Origin of the sequence: Pseudoalteromonas sp. S1612, from assembly GCF_005887175.1 — a bacterium.
In the GTDB taxonomy this organism is placed as follows: domain Bacteria; phylum Pseudomonadota; class Gammaproteobacteria; order Enterobacterales; family Alteromonadaceae; genus Pseudoalteromonas; species Pseudoalteromonas undina.
In genome coordinates this window covers 1-19,888 of the sequence record NZ_PNDH01000019.1, presented here as the reverse complement: position 1 = coordinate 19,888, position 19,888 = coordinate 1, and the positions used below count along the sequence as shown (strand labels likewise).

The window sequence follows — 19,888 nt, the reverse complement described above, 5'->3', positions numbered from 1 at the left end:
CGATCATTTTTATATTTATTTTTGCATATTGTGCCTGTTTAACTTTAAGATGCCAATTATCTTCCATGCAATTTAAGTTTATTAAGTGATTATGAATTTTAAGCTCAACTGTTTATTCGCACTGACTCTAAGTGCACTATCTTTTCCTTTGTTTGCACAAAACGCTAGCACAATTGAAACACGTGAACCTGAAGCGGCCACAGGTGTTGTACATAAGCAATTAGTGGCTGGCGATAAGTACATGGTAGCCGCCGCTAATCCGTATGCTTCACAAGCAGGTAAAGCCATTTTAGCGCAAGGCGGCAGTGCGGTTGATGCCGCTATTGCCACCCAATTAGTACTTACATTAGTTGAGCCGCAGTCATCTGGTATTGGCGGTGGTACCTTTATGATGTATTACAATAAAGCTAATAATAAACTCACCAGCTTTGATGGCCGTGAAACCGCGCCGAGTAATGCCGATGAAAACCTGTTTTTAAATAAACACGGCAACGCAGTAAAATGGATTGAAGCGGTTGTAGGTGGACGCTCTGTAGGCGTACCCGGTATTTTACATGCATTTGCCAGCGCTCATAAACAGTACGGTTCCTTACCTTGGGCTAGCTTATTTAAACCTGCGATTAAACTTGCTGAACAAGGGTTTGAAGTATCGCCTCGGTTACATGGTTTACTGGTTAGACAATTAAACCCAGGCGTAATGAGTATGCCGGTGATTAATGAGTATTTTTTTCCTAATGGCAAAGTAATTGAAGTCGGCAGTATTAAAAAAAATCAGCCATTAGCTAATTTATATAAAGACATTGCTTCAAAAGGGATAGATGCGTTTTATAAAGGCGATAATGCCAAAGCTATGGTAAAAGCAGTACAGCAGTCAAAAATTGCGCCTGGTAAATTATCTGAGCAAGATCTTGCTAATTACAGCAGTAAAGAGCGTGCACCCGTTTGTATAAAATACCGAGTTTATAATGTTTGCTCTATGGCGCCGCCTAGTAGTGGCGGTATCTCAGTACTACAAATTTTAGGCTTGCTTGAACACAAAAACATGGCAAATATTAAAGCCAATAGCGCCGAGGCAATTCATTACTTTAGCCAAGCGTCACGTATTGCGTTTGCCGATCGTAATAAATACATTGGCGATCCTGATTTTACCCAAGTACCTACTCAAGAATTATTAAATAAAGACTATATTGCCACCCGCGCGAAATTAATTACTGAAAAAGATCAAAAAGCATTGCCAGGTAACCCTGTTGATTACTTAAGCTATGCAAACGATGATTCTTTTGAGCTGCCCTCTACCTCGCATGTATCAATTGTGGATAGCAAAGGAAACGCTGTTTCAATGACCAGCTCTATTGAAATGGCGTTTGGCTCAACAGTGATGGTTAATGGTTATATTTTAAATAATCAGCTGACTGATTTTTCACTTTCACCACGTAAAAATGGCAAATTGGTGGCTAACAGGGTCGAAGCACATAAACGTCCGCGCAGCTCAATGTCTCCGGTGATGGTTTTTAACCAAGATGGCAGTTTACGTTTAGTAGTCGGTTCTCCTGGTGGGAGTCGTATTATTGATTATGTAGCGCAAGTTGTTATTGGCGTTTTAGATTGGGATTTAAATGCACAACAGGCCATTAATTTACCGCGTACAACTAATCGTAATGATTATACTAGCCTTGAAAAAGGTACTGAACTTGAAGCGCTTGTACCTAAGCTTAAAAATCGCGGCCATGATGTGCGTGTCATTGACTTAAACTCAGGGCTGCATGCGGTAGAAGTTAAAAACAACCGCTTGTATGGCGCCGCCGATCCGCGCAGAGAAGGGATGGCGTTATCTGATTTAAGTAATAATAAAGCCTCATTTAAATTTTAAAACATGTATAATAAACAGCAGGTTTGCTGCCTGCTGTTTTAAATATAACAGATTAATAGTTAATAACTATTTGATTGAAAATAGCATGTTAACTAACGTAAAAAATTAGCAAATCTAAAAATAGCCGTCAGTGTTGTTACCATTAAAAAAGAAATCGTTTGTTTAATGTGCGTTTAATTTTTAAATCCACAATCGGCAGCTAACATATTCACCAAATATGAGTGGCTTTATACTAAAGTAGCGCTTGTATTTGAACATTTTCAATGGTCTGACAAGCTTAAATGTCATTGCAATTTAGCCTTTAACAATGATAATGGCAGATCATTATTTAAGATTCAGTAAAGCTTGGAAATATGACTACAAATACCGATCCTAATTATCTTTATATTCCTTATTCTGGCCCAGGCCTAATTGAAACCCCATTATTGAATAAAGGAAGTGCTTTTAGCCAAAAAGAACGTGAAAACTTTAATCTTGCAGGTTTACTTCCTCCTCGTTACGAAACAATAGAAGAACAAGTTGAGCGTTGTTACCAACAATACTCAAGTTTTAATGACAATTTAAATAAGCACATTTATTTACGCGCTATTCAAGACAATAACGAAACGCTTTACTACCGTTTGGTACGCGATCATATTGAAGAAATGATGCCTATTATTTACACCCCAACTGTGGGTGATGCCTGTGAGAAGTTTTCTGATATTTATCGCAGTGCACGTGGTTTGTTTATTTCTTATGAAGATCGCTTTCAAATTGACGATATTTTACGTAATGCCACTAAAGGTAAAGTTAAAGTTATCGTGGTTACCGATGGCGAACGTATTTTAGGTTTAGGTGACCAAGGTATTGGCGGTATGGGTATTCCAATTGGTAAGCTCTCTTTATATACCGCCTGTGGTGGTATTAGCCCAGCGTATACATTACCGGTTATGCTTGATGTAGGCACGAATAACGAAAAACTATTAAACGACCCAATGTACATGGGTGCACGCCATAAGCGTATTGCGCAAGATGAATACGATGAGTTTTTAGATTTATTCATTAAAGCGGTTAAGCGTCGTTGGCCAAGCGTGTTACTGCAATTTGAAGACTTTGCACAACCAAATGCTATGCCATTATTAAAGCGTTACCGTAATGAAATTTGTAGCTTTAATGATGACATTCAAGGCACTGCATCGGTTACTGTGGGGTCTTTATTAGCAGCTTGTCGTGTTAAAGGCGCTAAACTATCGACTCAAAAAGTTGTGTTTGTAGGCGCAGGATCTGCAGGCTGTGGTATTGCTGAACAAATTGTTAGCACTATGGTGGCCGAAGGTATCAGTGAAGCACAAGCTCGCAGCCAAGTATTTATGGTTGACCGCTTTGGTTTATTAACTGATGGCATGGAAGGCTTACGCGACTTCCAACAAATGTTAGCGCAACCAACGAGCTGCCTAGCCGATTGGACTTACAGCGGCGAATACGCGTCATTATTAGATGTAATGCACTGTGCAGAACCAGATATTTTAATTGGTGTATCAGGTCAACCGGGCTTATTCACTGAGCAAGTTATTCGCGCTATGCACGCAAACTGTGAAGCACCTATTATTTTCCCGTTAAGTAATCCATCTAAACAAGTAGAAGCTTACCCAGAAGATGTTATTAAATGGACTGATGGTAAAGCGATTGTAGCTACAGGTAGCCCATTTGAGCCTGTTGTTTATAACGGCGTTACTTACCCAATTCCTCAATGTAATAACAGCTACATTTTCCCAGGTATTGGCTTAGGTGTAATTGCTGCTAAAGCAACGCGTATTACCGATGCGATGCTAATAATGTCGAGTGAAATGTTGGCAGAGTCATCACCATTAGCTAATACGGGCAAAGGTAGTTTATTACCTGCGCTAACAGAAATTGAAACACTAAGTAAACGTATTGCATTTGCAGTCGCTAAAAAAGCAATTGAAGAGGGCGTTGCTCTTGAAATTTCAGATGATGCTCTGTGGGCAGCCATCGACAGAAACTACTGGTTACCGAAGTATCGTAACTACAAGCGTTGCAGCATTTAATGCTTCATTACTAAAAAACAGGCTTTTGCCTGTTTTTTTATGCTTGTTCATCTGCAATTAACCACATAAGGTGTTAACTAAGGTAATCAATTTAAAAGGATAGACCTATGAAAACACTTTCGATTTTAACGGCTGCTTTGCTAAGCACGTCAGCTTATGCAACTAATGCCCCTGAAGAGCCTCATATCTATGTAAAAGGTGAAGCATCGGTAACGACTATGCCAGATCATGTTTTATTAACAGTGGGTATTACGGAAATAGATAAAAACTTAATTGCCGCAAAAAAACAAACTGATACTACGATGGCCAGTGCAATTAGTTTAGTAAAAAAACTAGGCGTAGCTGATGCAGATATTAATGCTGGTCAAATCTCAATCTATCGTGATAATCAATATAACCGCGAAACAGGTAAGCAAGAGTTTACCGGGTTTAAAGTATCCAGAACGCTTACAATTAAACTCTCTGCGATTAATAAATACCCTGAGCTTTTACAAAGTTTAGTTAATAACGGTATTAATGAAATTAGACAGACGCAGTTTTTAGCGAGCAACTATGATGAGCTGCACAAAAAAGCACAAAAATTAGCTATTAAACAAGCTAAAGCAGCGGCAAAAGAGTTAACTGATGATTTTGATGTTGAATTGAAAGGCTTATATAGTGCGTCTTTAAGTCCGCTTGATATGCCATCAGTACCTTACATGCGCAGTGAAAAAGTAATGATGGCTGATGGTGCACCGAGTAACTATGTACCCGATGCATATCATGCTGGTGAAATTACAATAAGCGCATCAAGTTACGCAATTTATTATATTGATTAAGCTCTTATAGGTGGGTGGCGCTCAAATCGTGCCACCAACTGCTTTCCTTGTGACTCACTAATACGCACAATGGCATACAGCATATTACTAATCTCTTGACGATCGTATTCGTTAACTATGTGCTGATTAATATCATCAACAATGGCATTTAAATAATTAAACACACTGTTTCGTGCATCCACATTCTCATTAGCAATAAATAAAATATTTTTAAATGCTTCAATAACGTTAGTCATTACATAGGCATCGGCTTTTGCATAATTGCGTAAAGGGGTGAAGTTATCATGAAGTAGTTCATCAAAACTGGTTTCATGAAAGTACAACAATGGTTGCTCATCTTTTTCATAGCATGAGTAATTTATTGCATTAATCTTTAGTCGTTCTATTAATAATATACTCAACATATCAATAGATTTAACGGCAGTACCCGGATCGTTTATTCCTGGGCTCATAGCTTTTACCGCAATTTCTGATATTTGTGTTAACCCATAGCGGTAATGGTCGCTAATGTATTCTTCTATATAAAAAATAAAGCAATCTAAAATTTTCTCAATTAACTCTTCGTTCTCAGATATGTCCTTATTACACTTTAAAAACGGGTAACCTTTAACTGTAAAATAACCTTGCTTAACCGTAATAAACAGCTCAATATTTTCATCTGCTAGTAGGGCACATAATTTACTAGAATGAACCCCTTTGTAGTAACCCTCGGTTGTACTGTTTATTGAATGCCAGTTTGAAAACTCAGGAAAGTTATCAACGGGGTTTTCGTCTTGCATATTGATAATGTCTTGAATTTCTTTTTTTGTTTGCCTAAACAAGCCATTTAATACGTTATCTACTTGTATTGCTTTTGAAATAGAATGAATAAAAAATACAAATAACCCTAAAGATATTAACCCAAAAACAAGCGCAAACAACACGCCAAGAGCAGGAATAGCGGTATTACCATTATCGAGTTTGTTGATATTTATCAGCATTATTATTGAATAAATAATACTACCCAAATAAAAACCTAAAACCATTTGGTGTGATTTACGGGTAATGAGCCCAGGAACAACTCGAGGTGATAAGCTAGCACTGGCTGAATTTAATACCACCATCACCATAGAAAAGCTAAATACGGTTAACGAAATAATGCTGCCAGCGAGGGTGCTTAAAATGGTACGTGCGTTTTCTGCGCTATCAACTAATATAAATGAAATTAGTGATTTAAGTTTCTCAATAGGGGCTAAGTACTCGACTGACATCGTCAGCACAGCAAAAAATAAAAAAGCAACAGATAATAAAGAGGGATAAAACCCAATACTGTTAATTATTTCGCGGTAGCTATTGGTTATTTTTGTTCTTAAATACATATTATCCTTACTTATTACGATACCAATCTATAAATCACTCTAGCATATTTGATACTAAAGTAAGTGATTTTACAGCTTAAGTTATGTGTTATTATTGCTTAAAAATTTAATGGAAAAATACTGTGATTATATCGAGTTATGCGGCTTTACTGGCACTATATTATATTTACCTGAGTATTAATGTTGTAAAAATACGTAAGGCTGAAGGCATTTCACTTGGTAATGGGAGTCATCCTGAGCTTGAACGTGCAACTCGAGCTCATGGGAATTTTATTGAGTATGTACCAATTAGCCTAATTTTACTGTTCTTATTAGAGTATCAAGGCTTAGCAAGTCATTATATGCATGCACTTGGCGGTTTGCTATTTATAAGCCGTGCACTTCATGGCTCAGCTATTAGAACTAACAATTTGAAAGCACGTGTATTAAGTATGATGATGACATTTGCTATTCTTTTTGTAAGTTCCTTAATTTTATTGTTAAGTCGATAAATAAAGATGCGATTCGCTATTGTTTTTATAAGCTTATGTTTTGCCACTTCGTTGGTGTCATTTGTAGGGGCAATAGAAAATGACAATAGCAATCAAAGTATTGATGGTTTAAATTATGTTTATCCTAAAACGATGCGAGTTGGTGAAGATGAAATTCTTTATCCGTTGGTTTTATTGAGAACGGCCTTACAATACAGCGGCGCAAAATATACATTAAAAGCATCGAGTATTTCTATGCCTCAAAGCCGCTCATTAAAACAAATTATACATAATGATGAAGTCAACGTTGCATGGACCATGACTTCACAGCAGCGAGAAAAAGAGCTATTGCCCGTAAGAGTGCCTATTTTTAAAGGTTTATACGGGTGGCGTTTACTTGTCACTACACAGAATAAACAAAAAAAATTATCAAGCTTAAAAAAAATTGATGACTTTAAAGGTATCCACTTTATTCAAGGTCACGACTGGCCAGATACTCAAGTTTTATTAGATAGTGGATTAACGGTATCAACATCAATTGAATACAGCTCATTATTTAATATGTTAATAAAAGGCAGAGGAGATGTATTTCCTCGATCGTTGCTTGAGGTTGAAACGGAGCTAAATACCTTTAAAGGTGATGCAAAACTTACAACTCTTCCTCAGTTAATACTGCAATACCCAAGTGCAATTTACTTCTTTTTTAGTAAAGATACGCCCGAGTTGGCCTATGCAGTTGAAAATGGCTTAGCGGTTATGCGTAAAAATGGCGAGTTTGACCGCTTATTTAATGCGTATCATCGCAGTGCCATTGAGCACGCAGATATCAAAAACAAGATTATTATTAGATTAGAAAACAATAACTTACCCTTACTAACACCACTTGATAATACTTCACTTTGGTTTTCAGAAAAAGACATGTAAAACCCCATGAAACAAAAAATATTTATTATTGGCTTACCGCGAACCGGTACCACCAGTGTATGCAATGCATTTTTACATTTTGGTATACCAACTGCTCATACTGCATACACTACCGCCTGTTTTGATAATGCGGTCGCAATTGCAGACACCCCCATATTTAACGATTTTAAAGTATTAGATAAATACTATCCTGGCGCAAAATTTATATATTTAGAGCGAGAGCTTACTGCATGGATACCATCAATAAGACAGCTTTTACAACGAATGCACACTAATTTAACCCGTGCAGATGGTGGCTTTAACATTCATTTAAAGCGCTGTTATTTAAATACATTTAAAGACTTTTCACTAGAGAATATAAATAACGATCAGTATTTAACTGATTGTTATAACGTACACATTAATAATGCTAAGGCTTATTTTAGTAATCGAGAACATGATTTTTTATCAATAGATATAGCCAACCCTAACAGTTTTAGTCAGCTTTGTGATTTTTTAAATATTACCTCTGAGTTAAATGGCTTTGAAAAAATGAATATGAGGGGTAAGGTCACCGCGTGGAATGATATAAAACATCCATTAAAAATTGAGTCGACAGCGAAAGGGCGGATAGATAAATTTTTACCTTATGAGAGACAAATTTAAACCGCGAGCAAAGATTTTTATTTTTAAATACGCTAAAATCCACGCATTATTTTATAAGTTGTATCCATATGTTTGAATTAAAATACCACACGCCATTTGAATGGACCGAAGTTGTTTTAGCCGACTTTGAAACTTTTTTACAAGACCACGCTGCTGCTGAAAAAAAAGCATCTGGCATGGCTATGTCTATGCTTTCACATTACCCTGATAAGCGTAAATTAGTTAAAGCCATGACTGACTTAGCCTTAGAAGAGTTAATTCATTTCAAGCAAGTGCTGAAATTACTCATTGAGCGTGATACTAATTTAGGTGACGATAAAAAAGACCCTTACATTAAACAAATTCGCGCACACTTTAGACATGGACGCGATGGCTTTTTAATGGATAGGCTACTCGTTGGCGGTGTAATTGAGGCGAGGGGACACGAACGTTTTTCTTTAGTTGCCGAAGCCTTACCAGAAGGAAAAGAAAAAGATTTTTATGTTGCGATAGCCAAGTCTGAAGAAAAACATAAAAACCTATTTGTTGAACTTGCTTACGAATACTTTGATAAACAAGAAGTTGATGATCGTTTAGAAGAGTTATTAATAATAGAAGCAGAAATTTGTAAAAATATACCGTTTACTGCTGCTCTACATTAATACATAACCACGGCATGTTAACATCAAGTTAGCATGCCAATATAAATACTTCCCTCTATTGTTATGAAAAATATTGTTTAATAACGCATAACCAGATCAACTTAACTGCACTTAGTTAACACTGCCTAACAATAAACAGCTATTATCATTTTAATGTATAGCTTGCTTTAAGGACGTGAACCGATGCAACCAATTAATCATATTGCCGTGCTTACCTCTGGAGGTGATGCTCCAGGGATGAACACCGCTTTATTTGCCATCGTAAAAACCGCTCAACAACAAGGCATAAAAGTGTCAGGAGTTCGAAAAGGATATGAGGGTTTAATTGATAATGATTTAGTGACACTTGATTGCAAAAACCTGCAACAAAGTATGCACTTAGGCGGTACCGTTTTAAAAACCGCACGTAGTGAAAGGTTTAGAACTGAGACAGGTAGACAGCAAGCTTTAGCTACAATTGAACATAATAATATTGATGCCTTAATTGTCATAGGTGGCGATGGCTCTTTTAGAGGCTGTTTATGGTTATCACACATAACCAATATCCCTTATATTGGCATTCCCGGCACTATAGATAACGATATTGCCGGCACAGACTACACTTTAGGATTTGATACAGCAGTAAACACATCAATGCAATGTATTGATAATATTAGAGATACAGCAGAATCTCATAATAGGGTGTTTGTTATTGAAGTTATGGGGCGTGATTCCGGATATATTGGCACTTATGCCGGTTTAACCTCTGGTGCCGATTCAGTATTGATCCCTGAAAATGACAAAGATATCGATGATTTATTGCTAAAGATTAGCGATTATCATAGCGAACACGCATTTATCGTGGTGGTATCTGAGGGCGATGAAAATGGTGTTGAATATGTATGTGAAAAAATAACTGCCGTAAATCCAAGTATAGATTTACGTGTAACCAAGCTAGGGCACTTACAGCGCGGCGGAAACCCATCGGCTGCGGATCGTATGCTAGCAATAAGATTAGGCGTACACAGTGTTAAGGCTTTATGTGCTGGAGAAAGCGCCAAAATGGTGGGTATTTTAAATAACAAAGTTTCAAATACTCCTATGCAAGATGTTGTAAAACAACATGTTATAAATGAAGAGCTGCAAGGGCTGTTATCTGTATTTTGTCGCTAACGACTAATTAAGTAGGAGTAATGAACAATGCGAGATAATAAAAACTATAAAATGACAATTATTAAAGGTATTTCAATAAGTTTATTATTAGCCGGTTCAACAGTCGTATTGGCCAAAGATGATTGTGCAGATTTAACGGGATGTGCGAAAAAAGCCTGTGAAGTTAACCTCGAGTTATTTGCTTCAAAACGCCAAGGTAATTCACACAAAGTTGCAGGTCTCAATAAAGCACTTAATAACATAAACGCATATTGTACCAATGATGGATTAAAAGCAGAGTTACAACAAAAAATAGATGATACAAATTCAGAAATTGAAGAATATAAAATCGATCTTAAAAAAGCTAAGCGCCAAGGTAAGCATGACAAAGTTGAAAAGTATCAGCAAAAGCTAAACGACGAAACTAAACAGCTTAAGCAATTAATTGATGAGCTAAATAGTTTGGTTGATTAAAATGTCATTACAGAGTTTTTATATTTAATAAAGTAGAGCATTCTATTGAATATAAATATTATGCGATAAAAGGGCCAAAATACCGTGTTTGTAAGTGACCTAATTGCCGATAGTTAGTTTGATTAAGTACACTTCCATCTTATTTAACATAATATAAATTATAGGTAGTAGTATTTAAGTGCATGTGTGGCGCTCTATTTTAATAACTTCAAGCTCACTAAGTCCAATACTAGACGGTATCGGACATTAAGTGTATTTAAACGACTATTACGGTAATTCATAGTTATCACCTTGAGGTTCCTTAATGCTTAGCTTAATATTAAATCACAAGCCGTAAAAAATGTTGAAGTATTCATATGGAATTTGTACGCCCACTCGAACCAATTTTAATTATTGATGATGTTAAACAAATCCGTGCTGACTTAAGCCAAGTGTTAGCCGGCTTAGGTTTTGATGACATTATTGAGTGTGATAATTTTGATTGTGCTAAACCCTTACTTAGCGAAAAATCACCCAACGTTATATTTTTAGATGTTGATTTACCTGATTCTGAAAGCATCGAAATTTTAGAGTCGATTAATAACGAGCACCCATATGCTCATGTGGTTATGTGCTCAGGCCATAATAGTTTTGAGACCGTACAAAATACTTGGGAACTTGGCGCAAAAGAATTTATAGCCAAGCCTTTCAACGCGCAAAAAGTTGATGCCGTAATGAAACGTTTAGAACTGATAGATTAAAGGACATTATGCAGCACCTAGTTACCACTATTATTGATGACCTATCTACCGTTATATTTGGCAAGCAACAACAAATAAAATTAGCACTAACCTGTTTGTTTAGTGAAGGTCATTTACTAATTGAAGACTTACCAGGTATGGGTAAAACCACTTTATCGCATGCATTAGCTGCTGTTTTGGGTTTATCGTATCAACGTATTCAATTTACTAGCGATTTATTACCCGCTGATATTATTGGTACCAATATTTTTAATAATAAAGAACACAGTTTTTCATTTCATAAAGGCCCAATTTTTAGCCAAGTAGTACTTGCTGATGAGATAAATCGTGCGGGTCCTAAAACCCAAAGTGCGTTATTAGAAGCCATGGAAGAACAACAAGTGACCGTAGATGGAGAAAAGTACCCGCTCCCTACTCCGTTTTTTGTTATTGCTACTCAAAACCCTTTATATCAAGCAGGAACTTATCCGCTGCCAGAATCGCAATTAGATCGTTTTTTAATGCGTATAAGCTTAGGCTTTCCACCTAAAAACGCTGAAAAAAGATTACTATTAAACAATCAAAAGCGCGATTACTCCCAATTACCACAGCGAATTAACCAGCAACAACTTAAACAAATACAAGAATCTATAGCTAATATTACGCTAAGTGCTCCGGTTATTGATTATATAATTGAATTAGTGACTTACACACGTGAGACTCAATCGTTAGCTGCTTCGCTTTCACCAAGAGCCAGTATGGCGCTGGCAAAATCTGCAAGGGCATGGGCCTATATTGAAGGTCGAGACTTTGTTCTACCTGAAGATGTACAAGCGGTATTTTCTAGTGTGTGCCAGCACCGATTAGGTTTGCATAGTGAGTCTGGCAACAACCAAATTGCAGACATTTTAAAACATGTTTTAGTGCCCGTTTAGATCAATGGGTATTTTAAAATTAAAACGCCCTACTTTTATTCATGCTATAAAAAGTACAATTTTAACGACCTTATTAAAAAATAAGCACAAAGAAAACAGCATCACTTTAACGCATAATACTATTTATGTTTTGCCTTCCACACTGGGTGTATATTTTACGATTGTTGCACTATTAAATTTTGTAATGGGAATTAATTATCAAAATAATTTAATACTGTTTATGGCGTATTTAATGTCTGTGATTATTATTTTTGCCTTGTTGTTAGGTTATAGCAACGCAAAAGGCTTAACTGTCAGCTTTAAAAATACTATTGAGAATTTTGCGCCACAGCCACCTCAATTAGTGTGGCAAATAAAATCAAACGACACATGTCAGTCAATCACCTTAAGTTATCCCAATAATTTTGAACACACCTGCTATATAGAGAGTGTTAAAGCCGATACCATACAATGCCAGTTACCATTGCCTTATTTAAAGCGCGGTCGCTATTCATTAAAACCAATAAAAATTGCGAGTAATTATCCATTTGGTTTGGTGAGTGTATGGAGCTATATTCAACCAAATCATACCGTTTATGTTTACCCTTCAATTATTAAAACACCAAATCAAAAACAATTAAGCCAAATGACTGCTAATGATGATGAAGGAGCTGAAAAACATCTAGGCGATGATGAGTTTGAAAGTCTAATCAATCACTTACCAGAAATGGGATTGCAGCGAGTTTCGTGGAAACACTACGCAAAAACTCAGCAATTATTAGTAAAACAATTTAGTGATTTTAAATCTGCCGATACACAATTTGACTTTAATTTAATGACAGGCGATACCGAGCAACGCTTAGGGCAATTGTGTTACCTATTATGCCAAGCGTTTGAAAGCGGCATTAATTACTCATTGAAATTGCCTAATAAATCCATAGAAAATGGATCAGGTAAGCTTCATCTGCAACGCTGCTTACAAGCCTTAAGTAATGTAGGCGCTGATTATGAATGAGATAAAAAATCAACGCGTTATAAATTTTTCTCTGTCATTTATTTACTTAGGTTTAGTGAGCTTTTTTATAGAACACTTGCCCCTACCCTTTATTATTATGCTTAGCGTGTTATGTGGTTGGAATATTTATTTAACTCTTAAACACAAACAAAAACCCAATGCGTGGTTAGCAAACGGACTCGCTGTAGTAGCATTAATTATTATGCTAAGCAGTATTGGCTTTAAAGATACTGTGGTGCTGTTTGTTGCAATGCTTTTATTGTCGTGTGTTTTTAAATTGCTGCAAGCAAAAACAAAGCAGCATTATCAATTGATCATCACCCTCACTTTCTTTTCACTCTCAGCAGTGTATTTGTTTAGCCAAACTATTTTTACCACTTTAATTATTAGTACGCTGTATATTTTAAATTTTGCTGTACTTGGGTTACTTGAATCTAGTCATAGTTTAAAACTGTCATCAAAACAAAGTGCTAAAATAATGTTTCTGGCTTTTCCTTTGGCAGTTGTACTCTTAATATTTTTACCAAAACTTCCTGCATTTTGGCAATTACCTGGCCCTAAAATGGCACAAACAGGCCTATCGGAACAAGTAGACCCATTTGATATTGCAAAGTTATCAAACTCCGATGAATTGGTTTTTAGAGCGAAGTTTGATAATAATTCAACCACGCCCCCTTATTATTGGCGCGCTATTGTACATGATGAATTTGACGGTAAAGCTTGGAAAACATCTTCGTTTTTAAAGCAAGCAATGATGTTGCCAACCCAAAATAGCAGCAATGTTAATACCACTCAATACTCAATAATTGCTGAGCCAGCAATGGCTGATTGGTTATATGGGCTTGGCTATGCCAGTAGTAACAATGAAAATGTAGTTTCCAACTCAGTCGGCTTGCTGCGGAAAAAACAATATAAATCCAAAGTGTTACAATATTCTGTTAGTACTAAACCATTATCGACTAAGAAGCTTAATAGCGTAGAGCAGCGTTTTTATAAAACGCTTACTGTGAGTAATAACCAAAAAAGTTATCAACTGGCGCAACAGTTAAAAAACAGAAGTGCTAACGCTGATGAGCTTTTTAATAAACTGCTAGATTATTTTTCGCAAAATAGTTTCAGTTACACTCTTACGCCAACACCTATGCACGGTGATGATACGCTTGATCAATTTATGTTTAGTAATAAACGTGGCTTTTGTGGTCATTATGCCAGTGCAGCTGCCTTTATTTTTAGAAGTGCTGGCGTTCCAGCGCGGGTAGTAAGCGGATATTTAGGCGGAGAGCATAATCAAAACAATGACTATATTACCGTTCGTCAATACGATGCGCATGCTTGGGTTGAGGTATATACTAATGCAGGCTGGAGAATATTTGATGCAACAGCGGTTGTTGCGCCCGAACGATTAAATGGTTCTTTATCACAGAGTGCAGCATTAAATGATGAATTTAAAAATAATATTAATTTTGGTTTAGTTAGCTTAAGTAATTATGCTGCTATAAACTGGCTTCGCCTTGAATTAGAAAACCTCGATTATCAATGGTCTAGTTGGGTGCTGGGATTTGATAAAAATAAACAACAAGATTTATTAGCGTCCCTGTTTGGTAACACTTATGTTTGGTTAGTACCGCTTGGAGTTATTATTGTTTTAATTTTAAGTTTTAGTGCTTATTTTATTTATATAAACCGCCCCAAGGCAACAACCAAACAACCTCCGCTGGTAAAAGAGTATTATCAAATACTCAGTTGGGCTAATAAGCACACTATAAACTACCCTAAAAATGCTACGCCTATTCAAACATTACAACACATTAGTCAACAAGCCCCCTATGCAGAGCAACAAATAACCACCTTTTGTCACTTATTTGAGCAAGTGCGCTATGCAAGGCAACCATTTACCAAAGAACGTAAAAATCAGGCTAAAGATCTGATAAAATTAATTAAATCTATAAAACAGAGAAATCTATGAACGCAGTTATTATAGGCGTTATTTTAATGCTGGGACTCACTTTGGTCCGCGTAAATGTGATTGTTGCAATGACAATAAGTGCGCTTGTTGCCGGATTAACCGCAGGCATGGGCTTAAAAGAAAGTATTGATGCATTTAATTCTGGCTTATCATCAGGCGCCGAAATTGCTTTAAGCTATGCGATGCTAGGTGCATTTGCCGTCGCTATCTCTAAGTCAGGCTTAACGCGTATTTTGGCCGCTAAGTTACTCGCTAAAGTAAATGCACAAACAGGCTCTAGTGAAACCATATTAAGCTACTTTATTCTGTTTATTATTTTGATTTGTGCTATTTCTTCTCAAAACTTGGTGCCGGTGCATATCGCTTTTATTCCCATTTTGATCCCGCCGCTGCTTGTGGTGTTTAATAAACTGCGATTAGATAGACGTGCCATTGCTTGTATTTTAACCTTTGGTTTAGCCACCTCGTATATGGTGCTGCCGTATGGTTTTGGGGGTATTTATTTATACTCAATATTACATAAAAACCTAGTTGATAATGGCCTTGAGATTGTTAATACCAGTGTCCCTTTAGCAATGGTAATTCCAGCTATTGGTATGTTTGTCGGCTTGTTAATTGCCCTATTTATTAGTTATCGAAAACGCCGCGAATACACAAGCACAGCATTAACTGTGCAAAGCCAACAAGCTGATGTTGAAAACCCCAAAAAGGTAATGCTGGTTGGTTTATTTGCCGTGCTTGCTTCTCTGATCGCTCAAAATGCCAGTGGCTCAATGATATTAGGTGGCCTAGTCGGGGTGGTTATATTTAGTGTATTTGGTGTGGTTAAGTGGGAAGAAAACGGCGACGTATTTAGTAAGGGTGTTGCCATGATGGCAATGATTGGTTTTATAATGATTTCAGCGCAAGGTTTTGCTGCGGTAATGAAAGAAACCGGACACGTTGCTAGCCTAGTCCATAGCAGCGCCGCCATTTTTGACGGTAATAAACCCATAGCTGCCGCAGTAATTTTATTGGTCGGCTTATTTATAACTATGGGCATTGGTAGTTCATTTTCGACTGTGCCTATAATTGCCACCTTATTTGTGCCTTTATGTTTAGAGCTAAACTTTTCTGTAATGGCAACCGCTGCGCTTGTTGGTACGGCAGGCGCATTAGGTGATGCAGGCTCCCCTGCCTCTGACTCTACGCTAGGGCCAACATCAGGACTTAATGCTGACGGACAACACAACCACATTTGGGATTCGGTTGTGCCAACCTTTATTCACTTTAATATTCCGTTATTGGTGTTTGGCTGGATAGCCGCTATGGTTTTATAGTTATTTAAAGGCGTGCACTGCACGCCTTTTTATTAGTCTCATTTATTACTTTAATACGCCCTCCTCATTGATAAACTAATTCTCTCTATTTTATTTAATTGCTAAGTTGGCCCTTAGTCAAAAACAGTATGATGTGTTCTTTATGGTTAATAATATAAGCACCATAATTGGTGCTTATATTATTTTTCCTGTTAGGTGTTATAACTCAAAACCATGCAGCATTTTGTCACACACGACAGGTGTTGGCCTGTGGTTATCATCAACAGCAACAAAGGTAAAGCTGCCTGTAATAGCAGAGTGCTTGTTATCTTTGTGCATAGTTTCTAGGAATATTTCAACATCCACTTTTAAACTGGTATTCCCCACATGCGATACCTTTGATATCAACTCAGCAAATGAACCAGCAGGAATAGCTTCTTTAAAATCGACTCTATCTGATGAAATAGTTACTAATGGTTTACGGCAAAAACGGGTGGCAGCTATAAAAGCAACTTCATCCATCCATGCTAATGCGTCACCACCAAATAGCGTATTATGATGGTTAGTACGCCCAGGAAATACGGCTTTAGTTACTGAAGTGGTCGAATCTTTTATACGTTGCGCAATAATGGCTTCGCGCTCTACTTGAGTCATAATCTCTACTTTTTGTTAGCTAATGTGTCTTGCATTAATAATGCAGGGTCAAGGCGTTCACCTTGCCAATTAAATCGCCAATCTAAATGCGGCCCAGTTACACGGCCCGTAGCACCTATTTCAGCTACCTTTGTACCTTGTTCAATCTTCTGCCCTACTTTTACATCAAGCTTACTTAAATGAATATAAGTAGAAGTAACCCCATGCCCATGATCTAAAATCAAAGTACCACCAGAGTAATATAAATCTGGTTCAGCAAACACCACGGTTCCGCTGATCGGTGCATACACAGGTGAACCTGTTTTGTTTGCTATATCTAAACCAAAGTGTGGCCTACGAGGTTCGCCATTAAAGTAACGTTGGCTACCATAAACACCTGAAATGCGCCCTTTTGCAGGCCTAAGTACTGGCTGTAAAAAGTATTCTAAATCAGAGTTAACAGCCCTTGCTTTTCGTACTGCGATCGCTTCACGGCTTATACGTTCACTTACTGCTTTTGGAGGCGATACGTATTTTTTAGCAACACCGGTAATTTTATCTATATCGTAATCGCGAAGAGTAATAACTAAATCTTGGCTGTGGCCTTTACCGGTTTTATCTACCCAGCTTAATGTATGTACAGGTTTTGCATCACGGCCAAAACCAAATACAAATAACCCATTATCAGCAAGTTTTAACGACTTACCATTGAGGCTTACCGACTTAGCGTTATCTAATTGCCCTGTTACTAGGCCGCCTTGAGTTAAATGCCCTTTTAGCTCAAGCGCTATAGCACTAAAGCTAGTTGATACAATTAACGCCGAAACTAATAAGGATTTAAGCATAACTAATCGACCCCTTTCCAACACCTTCATAGGCGGTAATTTTAACGTCTTTTTCTGGGTGCTCTAATTTCACTTGGCTGGCAATGTAGTCAGCAATACATTCTACCGTGGTATCAATTGGTAAAATGTCGCAACGTGATTCACTAATAGCCATTTCAAAGTAACCTTGCGCCGCAGTATACGCAAAACAAACATCATCACTTTTAGCTGAGATATGTTTTAATTCAGAGGCGTTTATTTGATCTTCACTAGATGCTAAGTAAATATCACGCCATTTATCAGCCCACTGTTTTTGCAAACGAGGCATAGAAATACCGCCAAGGCTTATACCAATTTGTGAGCGATGACCATGAATAATACGCTGGCAATTACCATCATGCTTTTTAAGGCCATGGCTATAGTGGTAATAAAAGCTCTGATTGTGCTCAGGCTTTAACACCAACTCAATCTTTTCAATATTATCAGGAAGCTGTGGCAGTATTGTGGCAACTAAGTACTCTGTTACTGATTCAACGTTAATCTCATCAGTATCTATTAAGCAATATGCTTGATGAGGTGCACTCATTGCAAGGTGCTTGTTATCAGCAAATGTACAATCTAATGTTTTGTGATCAGCAAACTCGTTGATGCTGCCGTTTATGTTGTTAGGGACAGCTAAACGGTGATCTATACACTCATCAATAATGCCTTTAATTTGCTTTTTAACTAAGCCAAAGTCTAAAACCATAGACTCTTCGTTTAGTTTGCCATGTAAAGTCAAATCAACAATCCAACTTTCGCCAACTGCACCGCGTTTATTGCATAAGTAAGAAAAATCAATCACAGTGAGTGAGTTAACAAAAAGGGTCATAAATTTCCTTTAAACTGATTAAAAGTCAGCCCCAATTATAATGATTTCTGTTAGTAATTGCGCGGTTTAATCATACTAAAATCAGTTGCATTTACTGATTGCTTATAATTAAACCATTTTTTAACTGCTCCGAGTTGTTTAGCGTACAAGTGTACGCTAAAGTACGGGGCAATTTCTAAGCAAAGATAAAGTGTTATGGAACCTAAAAATAGCTATACAAAAGAAGATTTGATCCTTTGTGGTCAAGGTGAAATGTTTGGTGAAGGAAATTGTCGTTTGCCAAGTGACAACATGTTAATGATGGATCGTATCATTTCAATTACCGATGACGGTGGTGAACATGGTAAAGGTCAAATAGTTGCAGAGCTAGATATCGATCCTAGCCTTTGGTTTTTCGACTGTCATTTTAAAGGCGACCCAGTAATGCCTGGTTGTTTAGGCTTAGATGCTATGTGGCAACTTGTGGGCTTTTTCTTAGGTTGGTCTGGTGGTCCTGGTCTTGGTCGTGCACTCGGTGTAGGTGAAGTTAAATTTACCGGTCAAATATTGCCAACAGCTAAAAAAGTAACCTACCGTCTAGACATGAAACGCGTTATTAAGCGTAAATTGTTTATGGGTATGGCTGATGGAACCGTAGAAGTAGATGGCCGCGTGATCTACGAAGCAAAAGATTTAAAGGTAGGCTTGTTCCAAGATACCAGCGCGTTTTAAGTTTAAAACACGCAACAAAAAGGCCTCCATTTGGAGGCCTTTTTGCTTTAATTCGTTATGAGTTTATGTTTTATACATATTGCGATTTTCTATTGCCTCGCGCCAACCACCAAGCCACTCAGACTTAGGATCAACTTGTTGATAAGGGCAGTGCTCTTTTGAGCGACCAGCTAAACCTGCTTTAAAACCTTGAGAATGAGCTCTTTCTAAACGATCTCTTTTCTGTCTCTTCATCGGTAAAATCCTCACCTTTATATTTATATTTTTGTAGCATAAAGTTCATCTACATTTAATAAATAGCCAACAAAAATGTTTAATTCAAACACAAAATACAATTAATTTGTTTGACTTTAACTAAGCTGCTGATGCAATGATAAATTAATTAAAAAATAAATTTATTGCTCAAACTTAGGGTCTGTTGACCTTTGCGGATTACAATTTGTTCAAACTAGGAGCGGTTTAATCGCGGCGCGAGGTTTGTAACCTAGTGGGCTAAGTAAAAACCGAGCAACAAAGAGTAAATCGCTCCTAGGCAGAACCCTTCGGGCAGCGCCTGTT

General features: G+C 37.2%; 20 protein-coding genes. 15 read left to right on the top strand and 5 right to left on the bottom strand.

Translation table 11 applies throughout. From position 1 onward, the window contains the following. Positions 1 to 91: 91 nt before the first annotated feature. From ggt to CWB78_RS07845, 3 genes are all read left to right on the top strand, one after another. Positions 92 to 1,870: a gamma-glutamyltransferase gene (gene ggt, locus CWB78_RS07855; protein WP_109874642.1), complete on the top strand. Its 1,779-nt coding sequence runs from the start codon at positions 92 to 94 to the stop codon at positions 1,868 to 1,870. Between the two features lie 353 nt (positions 1,871 to 2,223). After that, complete coding sequence (locus CWB78_RS07850) at positions 2,224 to 3,918, top strand: NAD-dependent malic enzyme (protein WP_010389997.1); 1,695 nt, start codon at positions 2,224 to 2,226, stop codon at positions 3,916 to 3,918. Positions 3,919 to 4,025: 107 nt separating this feature from the next. Beyond that, a complete protein-coding gene (locus tag CWB78_RS07845; RefSeq protein ID WP_010389996.1) occupies positions 4,026 to 4,736 on the top strand; it encodes an SIMPL domain-containing protein in 711 nt (236 codons plus the stop codon). Here CWB78_RS07845 and CWB78_RS07840 read toward each other — a convergent pair. After that, complete coding sequence (locus CWB78_RS07840; RefSeq protein WP_138594937.1) at positions 4,733 to 6,094, bottom strand: DUF2254 domain-containing protein; 1,362 nt, start codon at positions 6,092 to 6,094, stop codon at positions 4,733 to 4,735. The two genes, CWB78_RS07845 and CWB78_RS07840, sit on opposite strands and share 4 nt — an antisense overlap. A 122-nt stretch (positions 6,095 to 6,216) precedes the next feature. Here CWB78_RS07840 and CWB78_RS07835 point away from each other — a divergent pair, with 122 nt between their 5' ends. The 11 genes from CWB78_RS07835 (at position 6,217) to CWB78_RS07785 (ending at position 16,312) form a co-directional block, all read left to right on the top strand. Beyond that, positions 6,217 to 6,585 (top strand): MAPEG family protein, encoded by a 369-nt coding sequence (locus tag CWB78_RS07835; RefSeq protein ID WP_054200934.1) that lies wholly within the window; start codon positions 6,217 to 6,219, stop codon positions 6,583 to 6,585. A 6-nt stretch (positions 6,586 to 6,591) separates the two neighbouring features. Continuing rightward, positions 6,592 to 7,488: a transporter substrate-binding domain-containing protein gene (locus CWB78_RS07830; RefSeq protein ID WP_138594935.1), complete on the top strand. Its 897-nt coding sequence runs from the start codon at positions 6,592 to 6,594 to the stop codon at positions 7,486 to 7,488. A 6-nt stretch (positions 7,489 to 7,494) separates the two neighbouring features. After that, the gene (locus CWB78_RS07825; protein ID WP_109874645.1) at positions 7,495 to 8,133 is read left to right on the top strand and encodes a sulfotransferase; all 639 of its coding nucleotides are present in this window, start codon (positions 7,495 to 7,497) and stop codon (positions 8,131 to 8,133) included. A 68-nt stretch (positions 8,134 to 8,201) separates the two neighbouring features. After that, a complete protein-coding gene (locus CWB78_RS07820) occupies positions 8,202 to 8,774 on the top strand; it encodes a MiaE family protein (RefSeq protein ID WP_008114635.1) in 573 nt (190 codons plus the stop codon). 183 nt (positions 8,775 to 8,957) lie between these two features. Continuing rightward, positions 8,958 to 9,926 (top strand): ATP-dependent 6-phosphofructokinase, encoded by a 969-nt coding sequence (locus CWB78_RS07815; protein ID WP_054200931.1) that lies wholly within the window; start codon positions 8,958 to 8,960, stop codon positions 9,924 to 9,926. 27 nt (positions 9,927 to 9,953) lie between these two features. After that, positions 9,954 to 10,379, top strand: a complete 426-nt coding sequence (locus tag CWB78_RS07810) for a DUF1090 domain-containing protein (RefSeq protein WP_054200930.1) — start codon at positions 9,954 to 9,956, stop codon at positions 10,377 to 10,379. A gap of 356 nt (positions 10,380 to 10,735) precedes the next feature. Then, complete coding sequence (locus tag CWB78_RS07805; RefSeq protein ID WP_055012203.1) at positions 10,736 to 11,119, top strand: response regulator; 384 nt, start codon at positions 10,736 to 10,738, stop codon at positions 11,117 to 11,119. 8 nt (positions 11,120 to 11,127) lie between these two features. After that, the gene (locus CWB78_RS07800) at positions 11,128 to 12,033 is read left to right on the top strand and encodes an AAA family ATPase (RefSeq protein WP_138594933.1); all 906 of its coding nucleotides are present in this window, start codon (positions 11,128 to 11,130) and stop codon (positions 12,031 to 12,033) included. Positions 12,034 to 12,037: 4 nt separating this feature from the next. Beyond that, complete coding sequence (locus CWB78_RS07795) at positions 12,038 to 13,027, top strand: DUF58 domain-containing protein (protein ID WP_171040325.1); 990 nt, start codon at positions 12,038 to 12,040, stop codon at positions 13,025 to 13,027. Next, a complete protein-coding gene (locus tag CWB78_RS07790; RefSeq protein WP_138594931.1) occupies positions 13,020 to 14,993 on the top strand; it encodes a transglutaminase TgpA family protein in 1,974 nt (657 codons plus the stop codon). The genes CWB78_RS07795 and CWB78_RS07790 overlap by 8 nt, the downstream gene beginning before the upstream one ends. Next, on the top strand, positions 14,990 to 16,312 hold the full coding sequence (locus tag CWB78_RS07785; protein WP_138594929.1) for a Na+/H+ antiporter family protein: 1,323 nt from the start codon (positions 14,990 to 14,992) through the stop codon (positions 16,310 to 16,312). Before CWB78_RS07790 ends, CWB78_RS07785 begins: the two co-directional genes overlap by 4 nt. Before the next feature lie 198 nt (positions 16,313 to 16,510). On the opposite strand, the gene CWB78_RS07780 is transcribed toward CWB78_RS07785, so the two are convergent. Genes CWB78_RS07780 through CWB78_RS07770 form a run of 3 tightly spaced genes read right to left on the bottom strand, consistent with a single transcriptional unit; the run spans position 16,511 to position 18,619 of the window. Then, positions 16,511 to 16,945 (bottom strand): acyl-CoA thioesterase, encoded by a 435-nt coding sequence (locus CWB78_RS07780; protein ID WP_008114650.1) that lies wholly within the window; start codon positions 16,943 to 16,945, stop codon positions 16,511 to 16,513. Between the two features lie 5 nt (positions 16,946 to 16,950). Then, the gene (locus CWB78_RS07775; RefSeq protein ID WP_054200907.1) at positions 16,951 to 17,769 is read right to left on the bottom strand and encodes a M23 family metallopeptidase; all 819 of its coding nucleotides are present in this window, start codon (positions 17,767 to 17,769) and stop codon (positions 16,951 to 16,953) included. Beyond that, positions 17,762 to 18,619 carry a 6-carboxytetrahydropterin synthase gene (locus CWB78_RS07770; RefSeq protein ID WP_055012208.1) on the bottom strand — a complete coding sequence of 286 codons (858 nt, stop codon included), beginning with the start codon at positions 18,617 to 18,619 and terminating at the stop codon, positions 17,762 to 17,764. The genes CWB78_RS07775 and CWB78_RS07770 overlap by 8 nt, the downstream gene beginning before the upstream one ends. A 195-nt stretch (positions 18,620 to 18,814) precedes the next feature. Between CWB78_RS07770 and fabA the strand changes: the two genes are divergently transcribed. After that, on the top strand, positions 18,815 to 19,330 hold the full coding sequence (fabA, locus tag CWB78_RS07765; RefSeq protein ID WP_010389976.1) for a bifunctional 3-hydroxydecanoyl-ACP dehydratase/trans-2-decenoyl-ACP isomerase: 516 nt from the start codon (positions 18,815 to 18,817) through the stop codon (positions 19,328 to 19,330). A 63-nt stretch (positions 19,331 to 19,393) separates the two neighbouring features. Here fabA and rmf read toward each other — a convergent pair whose 3' ends face one another. Next, positions 19,394 to 19,564 (bottom strand): ribosome modulation factor, encoded by a 171-nt coding sequence (gene rmf, locus CWB78_RS07760; protein ID WP_008114656.1) that lies wholly within the window; start codon positions 19,562 to 19,564, stop codon positions 19,394 to 19,396. Between the last annotated feature and the right edge of the window lie 324 nt (positions 19,565 to 19,888).